At 62.0% G+C, this 16,380-nt stretch carries 17 protein-coding genes; 6 read left to right on the top strand and 11 right to left on the bottom strand.

The genetic code is table 11. The annotated features are described in order from the left end of the window. Nucleotides 1-4: 4 nt before the first annotated feature. Nucleotides 5-1,489, top strand: a complete 1,485-nt coding sequence (gene nhaD, locus CYJ07_RS13165) for a sodium:proton antiporter NhaD (protein ID WP_104204168.1) — start codon at nucleotides 5-7, stop codon at nucleotides 1,487-1,489. Nucleotides 1,490-1,547: 58 nt separating this feature from the next. Here the strand turns inward: nhaD and CYJ07_RS13160 are convergent, their stop codons facing one another. The 3 genes from CYJ07_RS13160 to CYJ07_RS13155 all read right to left on the bottom strand — a co-directional run bounded on the left by CYJ07_RS13160 (nucleotide 1,548) and on the right by CYJ07_RS13155 (nucleotide 4,084). Further along, entirely contained in the window at nucleotides 1,548-1,808 is a 261-nt protein-coding gene (locus CYJ07_RS13160) for a hypothetical protein (protein WP_104204167.1), read from the bottom strand. 198 nt (nucleotides 1,809-2,006) lie between these two features. Continuing rightward, complete coding sequence (locus tag CYJ07_RS20955) at nucleotides 2,007-2,093, bottom strand: small membrane protein YohP (protein ID WP_474082802.1); 87 nt, start codon at nucleotides 2,091-2,093, stop codon at nucleotides 2,007-2,009. A gap of 284 nt (nucleotides 2,094-2,377) precedes the next feature. Next, nucleotides 2,378-4,084 carry a potassium/proton antiporter gene (locus CYJ07_RS13155; RefSeq protein WP_104204166.1) on the bottom strand — a complete coding sequence of 569 codons (1,707 nt, stop codon included), beginning with the start codon at nucleotides 4,082-4,084 and terminating at the stop codon, nucleotides 2,378-2,380. Nucleotides 4,085-4,228: 144 nt separating this feature from the next. On the opposite strand from CYJ07_RS13155, the gene CYJ07_RS13150 reads away from it, so the two are divergent. Then, nucleotides 4,229-5,506 carry an ABC transporter substrate-binding protein gene (locus CYJ07_RS13150; RefSeq protein ID WP_197038364.1) on the top strand — a complete coding sequence of 426 codons (1,278 nt, stop codon included), beginning with the start codon at nucleotides 4,229-4,231 and terminating at the stop codon, nucleotides 5,504-5,506. Nucleotides 5,507-5,526: 20 nt separating this feature from the next. Here CYJ07_RS13150 and CYJ07_RS13145 read toward each other — a convergent pair whose 3' ends face one another. The 3 genes from CYJ07_RS13145 to CYJ07_RS13135 form a co-directional block, all read right to left on the bottom strand. Beyond that, nucleotides 5,527-6,309 (bottom strand): alpha/beta fold hydrolase, encoded by a 783-nt coding sequence (locus CYJ07_RS13145; RefSeq protein WP_104204164.1) that lies wholly within the window; start codon nucleotides 6,307-6,309, stop codon nucleotides 5,527-5,529. A 24-nt stretch (nucleotides 6,310-6,333) separates the two neighbouring features. After that, a complete protein-coding gene (locus CYJ07_RS13140; protein WP_104204163.1) occupies nucleotides 6,334-7,005 on the bottom strand; it encodes a 7-cyano-7-deazaguanine/7-aminomethyl-7-deazaguanine transporter in 672 nt (223 codons plus the stop codon). A gap of 202 nt (nucleotides 7,006-7,207) precedes the next feature. Next, complete coding sequence (locus CYJ07_RS13135) at nucleotides 7,208-9,118, bottom strand: propionyl-CoA synthetase (protein ID WP_104204162.1); 1,911 nt, start codon at nucleotides 9,116-9,118, stop codon at nucleotides 7,208-7,210. A 370-nt stretch (nucleotides 9,119-9,488) separates the two neighbouring features. Between CYJ07_RS13135 and CYJ07_RS13130 the strand changes: the two genes are divergently transcribed. Further along, nucleotides 9,489-9,809, top strand: coding sequence for an ArsR/SmtB family transcription factor (locus CYJ07_RS13130; protein ID WP_104204161.1), 321 nt, complete (start codon nucleotides 9,489-9,491; stop codon nucleotides 9,807-9,809). A 21-nt stretch (nucleotides 9,810-9,830) separates the two neighbouring features. Here the strand turns inward: CYJ07_RS13130 and sohB are convergent, their stop codons facing one another. Then, nucleotides 9,831-10,871, bottom strand: coding sequence for a protease SohB (sohB, locus tag CYJ07_RS13125; protein WP_104204160.1), 1,041 nt, complete (start codon nucleotides 10,869-10,871; stop codon nucleotides 9,831-9,833). A 158-nt stretch (nucleotides 10,872-11,029) separates the two neighbouring features. Here sohB and CYJ07_RS13120 point away from each other — a divergent pair, with 158 nt between their 5' ends. Beyond that, nucleotides 11,030-11,341 carry an SCP2 sterol-binding domain-containing protein gene (locus tag CYJ07_RS13120; RefSeq protein ID WP_104204159.1) on the top strand — a complete coding sequence of 104 codons (312 nt, stop codon included), beginning with the start codon at nucleotides 11,030-11,032 and terminating at the stop codon, nucleotides 11,339-11,341. Between the two features lie 65 nt (nucleotides 11,342-11,406). On the opposite strand, the gene nudC is transcribed toward CYJ07_RS13120, so the two are convergent. The 4 genes from nudC to CYJ07_RS13100 are packed head-to-tail and all read right to left on the bottom strand — an operon-like array spanning nucleotide 11,407 to nucleotide 14,222. After that, nucleotides 11,407-12,183 carry an NAD(+) diphosphatase gene (gene nudC, locus CYJ07_RS13115; RefSeq protein ID WP_104204158.1) on the bottom strand — a complete coding sequence of 259 codons (777 nt, stop codon included), beginning with the start codon at nucleotides 12,181-12,183 and terminating at the stop codon, nucleotides 11,407-11,409. After that, the gene (gene dnaQ, locus CYJ07_RS13110; protein ID WP_104204157.1) at nucleotides 12,183-12,944 is read right to left on the bottom strand and encodes a DNA polymerase III subunit epsilon; all 762 of its coding nucleotides are present in this window, start codon (nucleotides 12,942-12,944) and stop codon (nucleotides 12,183-12,185) included. Before dnaQ ends, nudC begins: the two co-directional genes overlap by 1 nt. 2 nt (nucleotides 12,945-12,946) lie before the next feature. Continuing rightward, nucleotides 12,947-13,444: a ribonuclease HI gene (gene rnhA / locus CYJ07_RS13105; protein WP_231489634.1), complete on the bottom strand. Its 498-nt coding sequence runs from the start codon at nucleotides 13,442-13,444 to the stop codon at nucleotides 12,947-12,949. Next, nucleotides 13,437-14,222 carry a class I SAM-dependent methyltransferase gene (locus CYJ07_RS13100; protein ID WP_231489633.1) on the bottom strand — a complete coding sequence of 262 codons (786 nt, stop codon included), beginning with the start codon at nucleotides 14,220-14,222 and terminating at the stop codon, nucleotides 13,437-13,439. Before CYJ07_RS13100 ends, rnhA begins: the two co-directional genes overlap by 8 nt. Nucleotides 14,223-14,394: 172 nt before the next feature. Between CYJ07_RS13100 and gloB the strand changes: the two genes are divergently transcribed. Both gloB and CYJ07_RS13090 read left to right on the top strand, forming a co-directional pair. Next, complete coding sequence (gene gloB, locus CYJ07_RS13095; protein ID WP_104204155.1) at nucleotides 14,395-15,162, top strand: hydroxyacylglutathione hydrolase; 768 nt, start codon at nucleotides 14,395-14,397, stop codon at nucleotides 15,160-15,162. 51 nt (nucleotides 15,163-15,213) lie between these two features. Continuing rightward, nucleotides 15,214-16,368 (top strand): transglycosylase SLT domain-containing protein, encoded by a 1,155-nt coding sequence (locus CYJ07_RS13090; protein WP_104204154.1) that lies wholly within the window; start codon nucleotides 15,214-15,216, stop codon nucleotides 16,366-16,368. Nucleotides 16,369-16,380 lie beyond the last annotated feature (12 nt).

The following is a 16,380-nucleotide window of genomic DNA, read 5'->3' as shown; positions in this document are numbered from 1 at the left end:
CTCCATGCCAACTGGTTGCAGCTCAAAACCCAGGCTACGGGAAACCTCCCGATGGCCGGGTATCCTATTGCTCGCTTTCTTTCTCCTATTGTTCAGCCCCGCCGCCCTGGCGGTTACAGGCAGCCTGAACCTGACCGATTCGACCGTCGGCTACATTGCCGTTGCCATCTTCGTACTTGCCTATGCGCTTGTCATGGGCGAGGAAAAATTGCACATGCGCAAGTCGAAACCGGTCTTGGTGGCCGCCGGCCTGATCTGGTTCATGATCGGTTGGGTCTATGTGCAGTCCGGCATGCCCAACGAAGCCGAGCATGCGTTTCGCGAGACGCTGCTCGAGTTCGCCGAGCTGATGTTGTTCCTGCTGGTGGCGATGACCTACATCAATGCCATGGACGAGCGGCGGGTCTTCGATGCGCTACGCTCGTGGATGATTCGCAAGGGTTTCAGCTACAAGCAGCTGTTCTGGTTGACAGGTGGTCTTGCCTTCGTCATCTCACCTATCGCCGACAACCTTACAACGGCCATGCTGATGTGCGCCGTGGTCACCAAGGTGGCGGAAGGCGACAAGCGCTTCATCAACCTGGCCTGCATCAATATCGTCGTCGCGGCTAACGCCGGCGGTGCCTTCAGCCCCTTCGGCGACATCACTACCCTGATGGTATGGCAGGCCGGCATCGTGCAGTTCTACGAATTCTTCACCCTGTTGGTACCGTCGCTGGTGAACTTCCTGATCCCCGCCGTTCTGATGACCTTCTTCATCAATAACCGCAAGCCGGAGGGAGTCTATGAGGATGTGTGGCTCAAGCGCGGTGCGCGGCGTATCGTCCTGCTGTTCCTGCTGACCATCGCCACTGCCGTCGCCTGTCATACCCTGCTGCACCTGCCGCCGGTGCTGGGCATGATGACCGGTCTTGGCTACCTGCAGTTCTTCGGCTACTTCCTGCGCATGACCCTGCCGCGCTCACTGGAAAAGAAGCGCATCCGTTACACCCGACGCGGCGATGAGCGCAAGCTGCGCCAATTGGGTAGCGTGGTGCCCTTCGATGTCTTCAACCGCGTGGCACGCTCCGAGTGGGATACCCTGCTCTTCTTCTATGGTGTGGTAGTTGCGGTCGGCGGTCTGGGTTTCCTGGGATATCTCGGCATGCTTTCCGAAATGCTCTACGCCGGCTGGGACGCCACCTGGGCCAATATCGTGCTGGGAGTGGTATCCGCCGTGGTCGACAACATCCCCGTGATGTTCGCTGTACTGACCATGGAACCCGAAATGTCGCATGGGCACTGGCTACTGATCACCCTGACGGCCGGCGTTGGCGGCAGCCTGCTATCGATCGGTTCCGCTGCGGGTGTCGCCCTGATGGGCCAGGCACGTGGCAACTACACCTTCCTGGGGCACTTGCGCTGGGCGCCTGTCATCGCACTTGGCTATGCCGCTAGCGTTGCCACCCACCTCTGGATCAACGCTGGAAGTTTCGCCATTCCCGGCTAACTAGCCCACTCTTGTGTCTCTCTTGGCGCCCGGCTTTGGCCGGGCGCACTTCGTTATATCAACTCCCGAGCATGACGACGCTGGCAGGAGCGAAGAAAATGACATAACCGATTACCAGGCCGGTCGTGGCTCCCTGTCGTCCGCGGATGCGTCCCAACAGGGCGCCGACGAGAGCCAGGGTCGTTGGCACTAGCATGGCACCGAACGAGATGAATAGATCATGATTGTCATCCGGTGGCCACTTGAGAATCTGAAACAGGAACGTTCCCCCTAATTGGCCACAGAGCAGTACCATCCATTGATAACGAGAAAGCAACATCGCAGGCTCCGGTTATCCTTATGCTATTGAGTCTAACCAAGTCTGCACTGTGTCTGCGATAGCCGTTGAGTTCAATGGCAATGAAAAAAGGCCAGGCGATTACCTGACCCTTTGATCCACTTTACAGAAGGTACGCTATTTAGAGAACGTGCTCATCGAGCGAACTCCTGGTCCTTTTTACTGACGGCTGGCAACCTATCAGAATATGAGCATCAGCAGGCCGATAACGACGACCAACCCTATCAAGAATATGATTCCCACCGTACTTGCCAGGAATTTAAGCATTACCGCACCTCTCTGTTCGTCGTCCTTGAACGTTCCTTAAGCCTGTTCGGCTTTCCTCGAGAGCCGTTATTCCACGTCACCGATTAGCAATCTCCTTGGCTGTCACCATTGGCGAAGCTGTCAGTTAAGAAGGAAGATAGGCATTGCGTCAGGCGGCTTCAAGCGATGCAAATCGCGCCCTACAAATCGACACGCAATGTTACATTCGCTGCCAAGCGACAAGAAGTGAAAATCATCATCAGTCCAAACGCACTGCTCATCGAAGCAAGGACGAAACCGTTCCATCAATAGAGACGCAAGCCGACCCTTGTGACCCGGTTGCCGTCCATTTCGCTGACGACCCAGTGGATACCATGCCAGTCGACATCGTCGCCGACCACCGGGTGGCCTCCCACCCGCAGCGAGACGAACTCGCCCAGGGTCATCTCGCTCTCCCCGGGGCTCAGCGTCAGGCCGTAGACACTGGCGATATCCCTCATCAAAGCATCGCCGTCGAAGGTGAAGGTGCCGAAGAATGCCCGCTCGCGCTTAAGCTTGGCCTCGCCGCTGAACAATCGGTTGAGTGCCGGCAGATCGCCGCTGCGACCGATGACGCAGATGACGTCACCGAACTTGAGCCGGGTGCTGCCCTTGGGATGGAGCATGGCATGCTGGCGGAACAGCGCCGAGATGATGGCGCCGGAAGGGAATCGCAACAGACGAATCGGCACGTCGTCGAGATCCTGATTGTCGACCTGGTAGACGAACATCTCGTAATCGTTCTCCGGCAGGATCCCCAGCGGTCCGCGATGGTTGGGTGCCATGGCCGTGGGAAGCTCCACCCGGGTCCAGCGGGCCATCAGCGGCAATGTGCCACCCTGTACCAGTAATGACATCAATACCACGGCAAAGGCCACGTTGAAGTAGAGCGCGGAATTCTCCACGCCGCCGATGACCGGAAAGATGGCGAGCACGATGGGGACCGCTCCACGCAGCCCGACCCAGGAGATGAAAGCGATCTCTCGCCAGCGGAAGCGAAAGAATGGCTTGACGGTGATCAACACCGCCAAGGGGCGGGCCACGAAGATCAGTACCAGTGCCACTAGTGAAGCCGGGAGCGCATAATCCATCAGACCCGAGGGGCTGACCAGCAATCCCAGTATGAGAAACAGCCCGATCTGGCTCAGCCACGCCAGGCCATCGTGAACGGGCAGGATGAAATTGAGATGTCGGCCGGGCTGGTTACCGATCATCAGGCCGGTAAGATAGATCGCCAGGAATCCGCTTCCGCCGAGAAAGCTGGTGGCGCCGAAGACGCAGAAGCCAAGCGCCAGGGCCAGCAGCGAATAGAGACCGGGCGCCAGATCGAGCCAGCGCAGCAACTTGGCACTGAGCCAACCGCCACCGAGGCCGATGAGCAGGGCCAGGCCGAACTGAAATACCAGGAACATCAGGGTCAGTAACGGGCCGCGTATGTCCCCCACCAGAAACTCGACCAGCAGGACGGTGAGAACGATCGCCATCGGGTCGTTGGTGCCGGATTCGATCTCGAGAGTGGCGCTGACCCGCTCGTTGAGATGTACGCCACGACCGCTGAGCATCGAGAAGACCGCAGCGGCGTCGGTGGACCCGACGATGGCCCCCACTAACAGCCCCTGCACTAGCGTCAGCTCGAAGATCCACATGGCAAAGACCCCGACGAACCCACTGGTCATGAAAACGCCCAGGGTGGCCAGCGACAACGCCGGCTTGAAGCCGACGCGGAAGGTCTTGAGCCGTGTGCGCAAGCCACCGTCCAGCAGGATCATCGCCAATGCCAGATGGCCGATCAGAAAGGCGAGAGAGTAATCGTCGAACTCAATGCCGAGGACACCCTCCTCCCCTGCCAGCATTCCGAGCCCCAGGAAGATCAACAGCAGTGGCAGCCCCATCATCGAAGAGAGGCGGCTGGCGACGACGCTCAGAGCAATCAGGAAACCGGTCAGAAGAAACAGGGTGTTGATGGTGTCCATGCATGACCTCTTGGTGGGAGGTCGCCATTATGACATGGACGCCAGCGGCAGGCAGAGTACGGTTCGCCTAGCCAGCACCATCGCGACAGCGATAAAATGAGCGCTTACCGAAGCTTACATTGTTTGCTGGAGACGCTTCCCTGGATGCACATCCCTTCTCGCAGGTTCCTATCCCGCGCAATAACGGGAGCATTCGCTGCCCTGACCTTGCTGTGGCTGGCGGCTGCCTTCGTCGTTGCCGACGACAGCGAGGCTGAAGCGCTCATTGTTCCCCCACAGGAGCTCGAAACCAGAGTCGTGGTACCGCCTCGCCTGCTCACAACCGAAGCCTTGGCCGAGCGGGAAGCAACTTCCATCGTCGAGGTGCCGCCGATGGTCAAGGGGCCGGGATTTCTCGAGAAACTGTTGGCGATCGATCCGTTTGCCGCGCCGTTACCCTATCTCGAGGCGCCGGCCGAGGTGCCGTCCGTTGTTACCGAGCCGGCCGCTCCCCTCATCCCGCCCCCCATGGTCCAGCTCGAAGTGATGCTCGATTGGTATCTCAACCCTCAGCATGCCGCCCTGCTGGTGGCCCGCGAAAAGGGCATGTTCCGGCGCCGTGGGCTCGATGTCCGGTTATCGGTCCCGGCCGATCCCAATGTACCGGCGAAGCTGCTGGCGGCCGGCAGAACGGACCTGGCGGTGGGACGTCAGACGCAGCTGCACCTGCTGGCGGATAAGGGGTTGCCGCTGATGCGTGTCGCCACGCTGATCGATACACCACTTGCGGGACTCATGCTGCGTGCGGACGTAAATGCGAAAGCGGAGGGAGAAGCTCTGGCGCACGAGCTCGAGGGATTGCGCATCGGCTACACCGACCAGGACGGTCGCGACATCCTGCTTTCGGGGCTAATGGCGGAGCTGATGTCGCTGCGCGATGGGCTGGCCCTGGTTGAGGCCGTCGACGTGAATTATGCGGTACTCGGTGCGCTGCGCGAGGAGCAGGTCGATGGCGTTCTGGTCCACCAACGCTTCCTACTGCCGCGACAGCTCGCCGATGAAGGCATTACCCTGCGCGTCTTGCCGGTCGAGGAGCACGGGTTGCCACCACACGATGGGCTTATTCTGATGGCGAACCGTGACCGGCTCAACGGCAAGCGCGAAGCCGTGCGTCAACTGGTGGCGGCGCTGGAAGAGGCTGCGCTGTGGAGTCTCAATCACCCCCAGGAGGCCTGGGAATTGCTGGTTTCCACCGAACCCGCCCTCAATGATCTGACGATTCGCGACGCTTGGATCGATATTCTGCCCCGCCTGTCGCTGCGGCCCGCCGCACTTGATCATAGACGCTACCTGCGCTTCGACCAGTACCTGCTCGAGCAGAGTGTGATTGACAACGGTACCCCTCTCGAGCGGCTCGCCGTCGACCTGGGCGCCGCGCCATAATCGCGGGGGGCTCGCTCGCTTCAGGAAGCGAGCGATGCCAGGAAGTCGTTGACTGCCGTCTGGAAGGCTTCGGGCTGCTCGGCGTGCAACCAGTGACCGGCCTGCTCTAGTGTCACGAGTTGCGCTTTCGGCAGCACGTCGCGCAGTGCCGGCAACGCTTCGTCCGGTACATAGGGCGAGAACCCGCCGCGCAGCACGAGCGTGGGGCCTTCGTAAGCGCCCTCTCCGGCCGGCTCCTGCATGATCGAGTCGTAGTCGCGCTCGATTTGGCCCAGCCCGATACGCAACCTCAAGACACCGTCATCGCCTCGCACCAGATTGGTCGCGAGAAACAGCCGCGTGGCGCGTTCGTCGACGTGCTCGGCCAGTAGCTCATCCGCTTCACGACGATTGGTAGGGCTCCCTTCCTCGACCCGACGCAAACCGGCGAAGACCGCATCGTGCCCATGCCCGTAGGCCTGTGGCGCGATATCGGCCACGATCAACGAGGCTACTCGCTCGGGCGCCAGGCGTGCGACACTGATCGCGACCTTGCCGCCCATCGAATGTCCCAACAGATGGGTACGCTCGATGCCCAGCCGATCCATCAATGACAACAGATCCTGCGCCATTTCGCTGTAGCCCATGCCCTCGGCATGCGGCGAACGGCCATGGTTGCGAAGATCCACGGCCACTACGCGATGATGAGCTTGCCACTGTTTAACATGGGAACGCCAGTTGTCGGCGCTGCCCAGCAGGCCGTGAATCACGAACAGTGGCGTGCCTTCGCCACCCGTATCCTGATAGTTGAGTTCGACGCTCATCTCATCTCCGCTCTCATGGGTCGGTCAGGGGCGCTGAGGTGCCAGGTCCTGCTGTCCGGTCAGTGCCACCATACGGCGACTCAGCCATGTCAGCAGTATGCCGTACAGCGGCAGGAAGAATAGCAGGCTGATGCCGAGCTTGATGACGTAATCCACCGCGGCAATCTCCACCCAATGGGTCGCCATAAAGGGATCGGGGCTGCGGTGGAACGCCATGGCAAAGAAGGCCGCCGTGTCGGCCAGGTTGCCCAGTACGGTCGAAACGGCAGGCGCTATCCACCACGCCTTCAGCCGGCGCAGACGATCGAAGACCTGGACGTCGAGCAACTGTCCGAGCACGTAGGCCATGAAGCTAGCCAGCGCGATGCGGGCGACGAACAGGTTCCATTCGCCCAACGCCTCCAGACCGGCAAAGCTGCCGCGAGGAAACGTGACCGAGACGACATAGGAGATCAGCAGCGCCGGCCACATGACGCGCATGATAATGGCGCGTGCCGGCTCCTTGCCGAAGAGCCTGACGGTGAGGTCGGTGGCCAGGAAAATGAAGGGAAAGCTGAACGCGCCCCAGGTGGTATGGAAACCGAACAGGGTGAAAGGCAGCTGAACCAGATAATTGCTGGCGGCGATCACGAAGATGTGGAAGGCGACCAGCAGGGCAAGGCAGCGTCGCTGCTGCGTCTCGGTGAGTACGAACATGTCGAATCCTTTTTGCTCGGCCTAGGCCGGTGAGAGGGGTGAGGGAACCCTCGATGAGCCCGGGGTGCAGGGCGCCCGAAATGCGGCGGGCATTATACGTGCTGTACCGCGCCTGGGCCAACCATCAACCATAGCCAGATGGGCGGGGCCGAAACGATGAACGCCGCTCTTCGGGCGGCGCCATCGTTTCGGGCGGCAGGCCTCAGACCTGTCGCGCCTCGTGCGCTGCGCCCACGTCACGCTGGATCATGGCGTCGTGGACGTCCTGCAGGCTGGCCGGATCATCGATGGTTGAGGGGATGCCATACTCCTTGCCATCCGCAATGTTGCGCAGCAGCTTGCGCAGGATCTTGCCGGAACGGGTCTTGGGCAGGCGGTTTACCACCAACACCTGCTTGAAGCAGGCGAACGGGCCGATCCTGTCGCGCACCAGAGCGATCAACGCCTCCTCGAGTGCCACCTCATCGCCATCGAAGCCATCCTTGGGGATCACTAACCCGACCGGAACCTGTCCCTTGAGCGCATCGTGAATACCAATCACCGCGCACTCGGCAACGGCCGGATGGGCGCCGACCACCTCCTCCATTTCTCCCGTGGAGAGGCGATGGCCGGCGATATTGATGACGTCGTCGGTGCGGCCCATGACGAAAAGGTATCCCTCCTCATCGAAGTAGCCGCCGTCCCCGGTCAGGTAGTAACCCGGAAACGCCGCCATGTAAGCGCTGTGGAAGCGCTGTGGGTCGCCCCAGATGCCCACCAGGCAGCCGGGCGGCATCGGCTGCTGGATCACCACGCTGCCCTGCTCCATCGGCTTGGCGGTCTGGCCTTCACGGTCGAGAACCTGCACGTTGAAGCCGGGAACCGGGACCGTGGCGCTGCCGGCCTTGGTTGGCATCGGTTCCAACCCTTGCAGGTTGGCGGCGATCGGCCAGCCGGTCTCGGTCTGCCACCAGTGATCGATTACCGGCACCTCGAGCAAGTCGTCGAGCCAGTGGAAAGTCGGCGGATCGAGCCGCTCACCGGCCAGGAACAGCGCCTTAAGGCATGAGATGTCGTACTGCTGAAGCAATTTGCCGTCAGGGTCTTCCTTCTTGATTGCACGGAAGGCCGTCGGCGCGGTAAAGAAGCTCTTGACCCGATACTGGCTGACCAAACGCCAGAAGGCACCGGCATCCGGCGTTCTGACCGGCTTGCCCTCGTAAACCACGGTGGTGCAGCCGCGCAGCAGCGGAGCGTAGACGATATAGGAATGCCCGACTACCCAGCCGACATCGGAAGCGGAAAAGAAGACGTCGCCCGGCGCCACGTCGTAGATCGCCTCCATTGAATAGTGCAGCGCCACCGCGTAGCCACCGGTATCACGAACGACGCCCTTGGGCTTGCCGGTCGTGCCCGACGTATAGAGCACGTAAAGCGGATCGCTGCCCTTCACCGCCACGCAGTCGGCCGGCTCGGCTCGCGACGCCAGGGCCCGCCAGTCATGATCGCGTTCGCCGAGCTCGACTGCCTGCCCCTCGCGCTGCAAGTAAATACAGGCGTCAGGCTTGTGTGCGCTTTGCTCGATCGCTGCATCGATGTTCGGCTTGTAAGGTATGACGCGGTCGACCTCTACCCCACAGGAGGCCGCCACGACCACCTTGGGCTGGGCATCGTCGATGCGAACCGCCAGTTCATGCGGGGCGAAGCCGCCGAAGACCACCGAGTGCACTGCCCCCAGGCGGGCGCAGGCATACATGGCGACAAGGGCCTCCGGTACCATCGGCATGTAGATGACGACCCGGTCGCCCTTGGCCACGCCGAGCCCCTTGAGCGCACCGGCGAATTGCGCCACCTGGTCGCGAAGTTCGCGGTAGGTCAATGTGCGTCGGCTGCCGGTCACGGGGGAATCCCAGTAGATGGCCGGCTGGTCGCCTCGACCCTGCTCGACGTGGTGATCCAGCGCCGCGTGACAGATATTCAACTCGCCATCGACATACCAGCGCGCGTGACCCTGTTCGTCATACTCGAGAATCTGCCGAGGGGGAGTGAACCAGGGGATCCGTTGGGCCTGTTCGGCCCAGAAGGATTCCGGCTGGTCGATGGAGCGTTGGAATTCGGTCTTGTAGGTTGTCATGAGCGTCTTGTCCGACAGCAAGGAGAGGCATAATTGTTGACACTGTAGAGAAAACGACAGGTTTTTCTCTCATACCATCGGCTAAAGGACGCGAAAACGGCACCTTTCCTAAGTGAAAAGAGAATTGTTGTCGACAACTTGTCCTATTAAGCCGCGTACATTCATTGCTTTCGGTTGATTCTTCGTTTGACAGTCGCGAGGTCACTATCAATGATGACTAAATCAGTAAAGCCATAACACAATCAGGCTCTGCCGAATCGCATTGTCCGCGACGTCTCGTTCGACTCGCGCGATCATGAAACGAGGTAGCCGCCGAAGCCGCCACCGAGCCGTGACAGCGGCCGGAGAGCAACACGGGGAGATCATCGTCATGAGCACCTCGCAAAGCGCTGCAACCCGTCTCCTGCAGGCCGGCACGCCGGCTATCGACCAATCCACTGCCCTACTGAAGGCCTTGGCCAATGACAACCGGCTGCGTATCCTGTGTTTGCTGGATGACAGCGAGCTATCGGTCACCGAACTCAACCAGCGGCTTTCGCTGAGCCAGTCTGCATTGTCGCAGCACTTGGCGATTCTGAGACGCGAGGGCCTGGTCTCGACCCGACGAGCATCGCAGACCATTTACTACTCTCTGCAGGGAAAGCAGGCGCGTCAAATGATCGAGGCGCTGGTGCAGCTGCAGGAAGCGTGAAGGATCGCCGCGGGCGCTCGTTCACCGCTTCTCCCAGCGACCTGCATCGAGCCTCTCGAGAAGGCGTGTTATGCCGTTCTCGACTCCTCTGCCGATGGTCTTGCCGAAGCGATCCCCCAACGACTGGCGGGCTTCGAGGCGTACACTCACCACTCGGGCCTGCTCCATGCGTGACATCAAGTAAGCCTCGCTGGTACCCAGCTCGTCGATCAGGCGCTTTTCCATGGCATCCTGGCCGTACCAGACCTCCCCGGTGGCTACCGCCTCGATATCCAGGGTTGGGCGACGCGTTGCCACGTGCCGCTTGAACAACTCATGAATGTGTTCCAGGTCGGATTGGAATTTCTCGCGTCCCTCCTCGGTGTTCTCGCCGAAGACGGTCAGGGTGCGTTTGTACTCACCGGCGGTAAGTAGTTCGACATCGATATCGTGGCGCTTGAGCAGGCGGTGCACATTGGGTAGCTGAGCTACCACGCCGATAGATCCCAACACGGCAAACGGCGCGGCACGCAGGCGATCGGCGGCGCAGGCCATCAAATAGCCGCCGCTCGCGGCGACTTTGTCGACGCAGACGGTGACACTCAAGCCGGCCTCGCGTAGCCGATCGACCTGGGCGGCACCCAAGCCATAGGCGTGTACCAGGCCACCGGCGGACTCGAGGCGAATCATCACTTCATCGCCCTCTCCCGCTGCCGCGATCACGGCAGAGATCTCCTCGGCCAGGCGTCCCACCCCGGTGGCCTTGATATCGCCCCGGAAATCCAGCACCCAGACCGTAGCGCGACTTTCTTCCGGCGGCTTGCGAGCGGAGCGGGTGAGGCGCTTGTCGTCGCGGCGGAACGCTTTGACCAATCGCTTTCGCGCACTGGGCTCGGTGGCGGCCAGCGCCAGGCGCCGGCGCCGGTATTCGCGCTGGCGATTCAGCTCGTCGACTCTTAGACGCAGCCGCTCTCCCGACTCGCTCCTGGCTCGCGCTATCAAGGCGACGGCCGCCACGACCAAGAGAGTGAGAATCGTCAGTTGCGCCGTAAAGCGCCCCAGGTCCATCAGCCATTCGTTCACATTGTCACTCCGCTTGCTCTGGTTGATGGTTCAATCCTGACCTTGCGCGGCGGCAGTGACAATGGGCTTGATTGAAACAATCGTTTGAAATACTCTCTGACGAAAAGCTCTGAGCCGTAGCTCCTCAAGCCCTGAATCACCAAGAAAGGAATACCCCGATGTCCACCTCGACTTTCGACAAGCTGCAGGATCGCTTCGATCCCCATGCCGCCCAAGGCATGGATGATGTCTTCCAGTTTCACTTCAGCGACGACGGCAGCCTCTATCTGGTAGTGAAGGACGGCACCCTGTCGATCGGGGAAGGCGAGCACGACGATCCGTCGGTATCGTTATCCATGAGCAGCGATACGCTCAAGGGCATCATGAATGGTGAGATCAACGGCATGACGGCTTTCATGACCGGCAAGCTCAAGGCGACGGGCAATGTGATGCTGGCGACCAAGTTGACGAGCCTGTTCCCCAACCGGTAACGGGATCGCATCGACGAAAACGAACGGGCCGCCCTTGAGGCGGCCCGTTCGCATGCCTGCATGACCTAACGAATGCCACTGGCCACATCGGCGAGGTGCGTCTCGATCAGCGCACGGGAGATCGAATAGAGCGGCGGCAGCTGGGGCAGTCTGCCGGGCAGGAACCAGGCAGCATCGGCGATCTCGACGCCATCGATGCGGATGTGCCTACTGGCGGCTTCGGCAAAGAAGCCCAGCATCAAGGCGTGGGGAAAGGGCCAGGCTTGGCTGCGGAAGTAACGTACCCGCCCTACCGTCACCCCGACTTCCTCGTAAATCTCTCGACGCACGGCATCCTCGGCGGATTCGCCCGGCTCGATGAAGCCCGCCAGCGTCGAATAGCGCCCCGGTGGAAAGCGGGGGCTGCGTGCCAGCAGCATCGCATTGCCATGGGTGACCAAGGTGATGATGCAAGGCGAGATGCGCGGATAGTTGCGATGGCCGCAGCGTTCACAATGCATGGCGAACTCAACGTCTAGCTTGGCGGCAGGCGCGCCGCAGCGTCCACAGTAGCGATGGTCGCGCAGCCACGCGGCCACCTGCAGCGCGGTGGCGATCAGCGGAAACCAGGACTCCGGCAGTTGGGCCAGCCAATGTCGGCCATCCGGCCAATCCTGGCCGCCCTGCTCCTCGATCGCCAGCGCAACCGGCTCGTCGTGCCAGTATCCCAGCGGTTGAGCACCTTTCGGCCAGACCTGCGCTGCCTGCAGGGGGGTACCATCGGAGGCCGGTGCGATCCGCCCCGCAGCCAGGCGAATCAGGCGCCCCGCCGTGGCATTATGGGGCAGTTCGCGGCGCAGCATTAGTGCGCCTCTTCCAGCGGACCTTCGACCATGCCCAGCACATCCCACTGACAGGTGCCTGCCGCCTGGCGTATCTGCTCCAGCTTGGCGAGGTGGGCCGCCCGTTCCGCATCGTCGGGCTGCAGCACACGCAGGCTTCCCGCCGGCAAAGACATGCGTCGAATCGAGAGTCCGCTGGCCATAGCCTCGCTCCCTCGGCTCTCCTCGGCATCCAGAATCAGCGCCGTCTGGCCGCCAGTCATTGCCAAATAGACGTCGGCGAGGATCTCGGCATCGAGCAGTGCGCCGTGGAGCACACGACGCCCGTTGTCGATCTCGTAACGCTTGCACAACGCATCCAGGCTGTTGCGCTGCCCCGGATGACGTTCACGCGCAAGCTGCAGGGTATCGAGAATGCCGCAGTGTTCAGCCACCGGGCCCAGACGGGGCTCTCCACGAGTTGCATGCAGACGCTTGAACTCATGGTCGATGAAGCCGACGTCGAAGGCCGCGTTGTGGATCACCAGTTCGGCGCCACGGATGAAGTCCCAGAAGGCATCGGCGACATCGGCGAAGGGCGGCTTGTCTTGCAGGAATTCGTTGGTGATGCCGTGCACGGCGATGGCTTCGGCTTCCACCTCGCGCTGGGGATTGATGTACTGGTGATAGGTCTGGCCGGTGAGTCGGCGATTGACGAGCTCCACGGCGCCGATCTCGATCAGGCGATGCCCTTCCCGAGGGTCGATACCGGTGGTCTCGGTATCCAGGACGATCTGTCGCATGGCTATGTCTCGGATTGCTTGGCGGATGGTCGCGTGCGGTTCCAGTGTGCATCGATGGCGGCGTTGGCCAGGGCGTCGGCCCGTTCGTTGCCCGGGTGGCCGTTGTGCCCCTTGACCCAGTGCCAGTGAATGCGATGCCGTTGGGTCTCCTCGTGCAGCTCGCGCCACAACTCGGCGTTCTTGACCGGCTGGCGGCTGGCCGTCTTCCAGCCTCGCTTCATCCAGTTATGGATCCACTCGGTGATACCTCGCCGCAGATATTCGGAGTCGGTCCAAAGCTCGACCTCACAGGAGCGCTTGAGCGTGTGCAGTGCCATGATGGCCGCCATCAGCTCCATACGGTTATTGGTGGTATTCGCTTCGAAGCCGTTGAGCGTTTTTTCGTGACGGCCGCTCACCAGCACCGCGCCCCAGCCTCCCGGCCCCGGATTGCCGCGACAGGCGCCGTCGGTATAGATGGTTACGCCGGGAGCCGGCCTGTCGTGGTCGCTGTCACTCAACTTCAGTGGTCCTTCTGGTTGGCTCCGGCGCGGAACTGCCGAGACGGGTGGCGTGACCCAGCGCGCCGCCACCCAGCGAGCCCTGCAGCCGCAATCGAGGCCGCTGTACCTGGGCCAGCCGAGTGCGGCGCCGTGCATGAATGATGAAGCTGTCACCGAAGGGCACGTTATGGCGACGCCCGAGAGTTTCCAGCGTCGCATTGCCTGGTAGGCTGCCGGGGAGATGAAAGCCGCAATAGTCTACCTGCTCGACGCGAAAGTCGACAATCGCCAGCCAGTCGCTCAGCTTGGCCGGGGTGCGCCATTGGCCCCGCCACGGCAGGCGTTGCCGCCGGCCCGGTGTCAGCCGGGACAGTCCCGACAGGCCAAGGGGCATCCACCCCAGCACGATGAGGCAGCCATCATCGGCGGTGATTCGGGCCGCCTCGCGCAGAAGCCGATGTGGATCGGCGATCACCTCCAGGAGATGGTGCACGATGACCAGGTGCAAGCACTCGTCGGGCAAGGGGATCGCATCCAGCGGACAGACCAGCGTGGAGGAGGACTCCGTCAATTCCACCGTGGGTGCCCAGCGGATGCCGTGTCGGATCGGCGACATGTCACTCAGGGCAGGGGCCATGCCGAACTCCAGGCTATGGCCGCCATGCAGCCGCTCGCATACCGGCCCCAGGCACGCTCGCTCGGCGCGCCAGTGGGCGCGGCCGCTCTCGCTCGACCAGTAGCGCTGCCCTTCGCGATACAGCTGGGTCAGCGCGACCGTCTCCTGCGAATTTGACATGACTTGCCAATACCTCCATGATCACCGGTTTTGCAGGCAACTTCCATGAACTTGGCGGCGCAAGACCGTCGAGTCGATGGCTCTCGGCGTCCTTCCAACCAGCGAGGGGCGTGAGGAAGGGGCCGCGACCTGCAGCGCATCCGGTTGACGACGCAACAAGGACGGACTGCCCATGCTGAGCGTGACACCGATTCCCGCTTTGAGCGACAACTATATCTGGCTACTTCGTCAGGATACGAGCCCTGAAGCCTGTGTGGTAGACCCCGGTGAAGCGGCCCCCGTGATTCACGTTCTCGAGCGCGAGGGGCTGACCCTCGGAAGCGTCCTGATTACCCACCATCATCCGGACCATGTGGGGGGGCTGGCGGAGCTGATCCAACGCTACTCGCCCAAGGTGATCGGACCGCACAACCCTCAGATCGACGGGATCGACGAGCGCGTCGGCGATGGAGACACTTGCCGCGTCATGGGGCGTCGCTTCGATGTCCTCGAGGTACCGGGTCATACCCTCGACCATATCGCCTTCTTTACACCCGGCATCCCCCCGCTGCTGTTCTGCGGCGACACCCTTTTCTCGGGCGGCTGCGGACGTCTGTTCGAAGGCACGCCCGAGCAGATGTACCATTCGCTGCGGGAGCTCGCCGCGCTGCCGGACGACACCCTCGTGTTCGCCGCTCATGAGTACACCCTGGCCAATCTCACCTTCGCCCAGGCCGCCGATCCGAATAATCCCGACGTGACCGCAGCGCTGGACGAGACCCGCCGGGCGCGCGACCTCGATCGCCCCACCCTGCCCAGCAACCTGGGGCGCGAAAAGAACATCAATCCGTTTTTGCGCTGCGCCGTGCCTGACGTTCGCGCCACCGCTGCGCAACACGGCAGCACCGACAGCGACCAGGCGACGTTTGCCACCCTGCGCGCCTGGAAAGACAGTTTCTGAGCATCGACGCATCCCAAAGGCATCGCGAATGCATGCCCAGAAGGAGGAAGAATGACCTATCGAACGACGCGGCAGTGGACCTTGAGTCTGGCCGGCGGAGTCGCCCTGATCGGCGCCTTGGCAGCGGCCAGCCCCGAGCTTCACGCCGCCCCCCACCCCGGGGCCGCACCGGCCCTTCCCCTTCACCATTTCTGGGACGATCTGCAGCTCGAAGCCATGCCAGGCAGTGCCTGGGAGCGCTTGCGCGACAGCCTGGCCTGGCACGAGCGGCGCCAGGACCCCCGCGTGCAGCAGTGGATCGAACACTATCGCGCCAACCCTGGCAACGTGGTTGAGATCATCGAGCGCGCCCGCCCCTGGATCGCCTGGATCACCGAACAAGTGGAGCGACGCGGCCTGCCTGGCGAAGTCGCGCTGATTCCTTTCGTCGAAAGCTCCTACGATCCGCATGCGCGCAGTCATCGTGGTGCTGCCGGTCTATGGCAGTTCATGCCCGGTACTGCGGATGCCCTGGGTTTGAGGCGACAACAGGGCTACGACGGACGCCTGGACGTCGTAGCCTCCACTCAGGCCGCTCTCGACTACATCGAACTGCAGGCCGAGCAGTGGTACGATGGTGACATCGAACTGTCCCTGGCGGCTTACAACGCGGGTGCGGGCACCGTCAACCGAGCCCGTCATGCGGCAGCGGCGCGCAGCGCACCAAGCGATTACTGGGGTCTCCAGTTACCGGGCGAGACCATGCAGTACCTACCCAAGCTCAACGCCATTGCCGCCATTATCGACGATCCCGAGAGCTACGGCGTTGCGCTGCCCAAGATCGACGATGCACCCGCCTTCGCCACGGTTCCAGTGGAAACACACTTCCACCTCTCGCAACTAGCCGACGTGACCGGGGTCGCGCCGGAGGAGCTGGCTGCGCTCAATCCAGGCCTGACCAACGGAAGCGCTTCCCCCGCCGCGGTCGAGGTGGTACTGGTTCCAGTCGAACACGAGGAGACCGTGCTGGCCGAGCTCAGCGCCCCGACTCCCGCAAGCACCGACGATTCCCAGCACCTCGTCCAGCGCGGCGACAGTCTGTCCGCCATCGCAACCCGGCACGGTATCACGATAGCCGAACTGAGGCGGCACAACGGCCTGCGTGGCGACGTCATCCACGCAGGACAGGTATTGAATATTCCGAGGCGTAGCCTGGCATCGCGTTGAGGGGGGTGACGT

The organism is Billgrantia saliphila, from assembly GCF_002930105.1.
Lineage (GTDB): Bacteria > Pseudomonadota > Gammaproteobacteria > Pseudomonadales > Halomonadaceae > Halomonas > Halomonas saliphila.
This window is presented reverse-complemented; position numbering and strand designations above follow the sequence as displayed.

Bases quoted from the DNA above. Each gene is read 5' to 3' on its own strand.
- CYJ07_RS13150 (WP_197038364.1), top strand. From the start codon at position 4,229: ATGCACATCCCTTCTCGCAGGTTCCTATCCCGCGCAATAACGGGAGCA.
- CYJ07_RS13120 (WP_104204159.1), top strand. From the start codon at position 11,030: ATGTCCACCTCGACTTTCGACAAGCTGCAGGATCGCTTCGATCCCCAT.
- CYJ07_RS13090 (WP_104204154.1), top strand. From the start codon at position 15,214: ATGACCTATCGAACGACGCGGCAGTGGACCTTGAGTCTGGCCGGCGGA.
- dnaQ (WP_104204157.1), bottom strand. From the start codon at position 12,944: ATGCGACAGATCGTCCTGGATACCGAGACCACCGGTATCGACCCTCGG.
- CYJ07_RS13160 (WP_104204167.1), bottom strand. From the start codon at position 1,808: ATGTTGCTTTCTCGTTATCAATGGATGGTACTGCTCTGTGGCCAATTA.
- gloB (WP_104204155.1), top strand. From the start codon at position 14,395: ATGCTGAGCGTGACACCGATTCCCGCTTTGAGCGACAACTATATCTGG.
- CYJ07_RS13155 (WP_104204166.1), bottom strand. From the start codon at position 4,084: ATGGACACCATCAACACCCTGTTTCTTCTGACCGGTTTCCTGATTGCT.
- CYJ07_RS20955 (WP_474082802.1), bottom strand. From the start codon at position 2,093: ATGCTTAAATTCCTGGCAAGTACGGTGGGAATCATATTCTTGATAGGG.
- nhaD (WP_104204168.1), top strand. From the start codon at position 5: ATGCCAACTGGTTGCAGCTCAAAACCCAGGCTACGGGAAACCTCCCGA.
- CYJ07_RS13100 (WP_231489633.1), bottom strand. From the start codon at position 14,222: ATGTCAAATTCGCAGGAGACGGTCGCGCTGACCCAGCTGTATCGCGAA.
- CYJ07_RS13130 (WP_104204161.1), top strand. From the start codon at position 9,489: ATGAGCACCTCGCAAAGCGCTGCAACCCGTCTCCTGCAGGCCGGCACG.
- CYJ07_RS13135 (WP_104204162.1), bottom strand. From the start codon at position 9,118: ATGACAACCTACAAGACCGAATTCCAACGCTCCATCGACCAGCCGGAA.
- nudC (WP_104204158.1), bottom strand. From the start codon at position 12,183: ATGCTGCGCCGCGAACTGCCCCATAATGCCACGGCGGGGCGCCTGATT.
- CYJ07_RS13145 (WP_104204164.1), bottom strand. From the start codon at position 6,309: ATGAGCGTCGAACTCAACTATCAGGATACGGGTGGCGAAGGCACGCCA.
- CYJ07_RS13140 (WP_104204163.1), bottom strand. From the start codon at position 7,005: ATGTTCGTACTCACCGAGACGCAGCAGCGACGCTGCCTTGCCCTGCTG.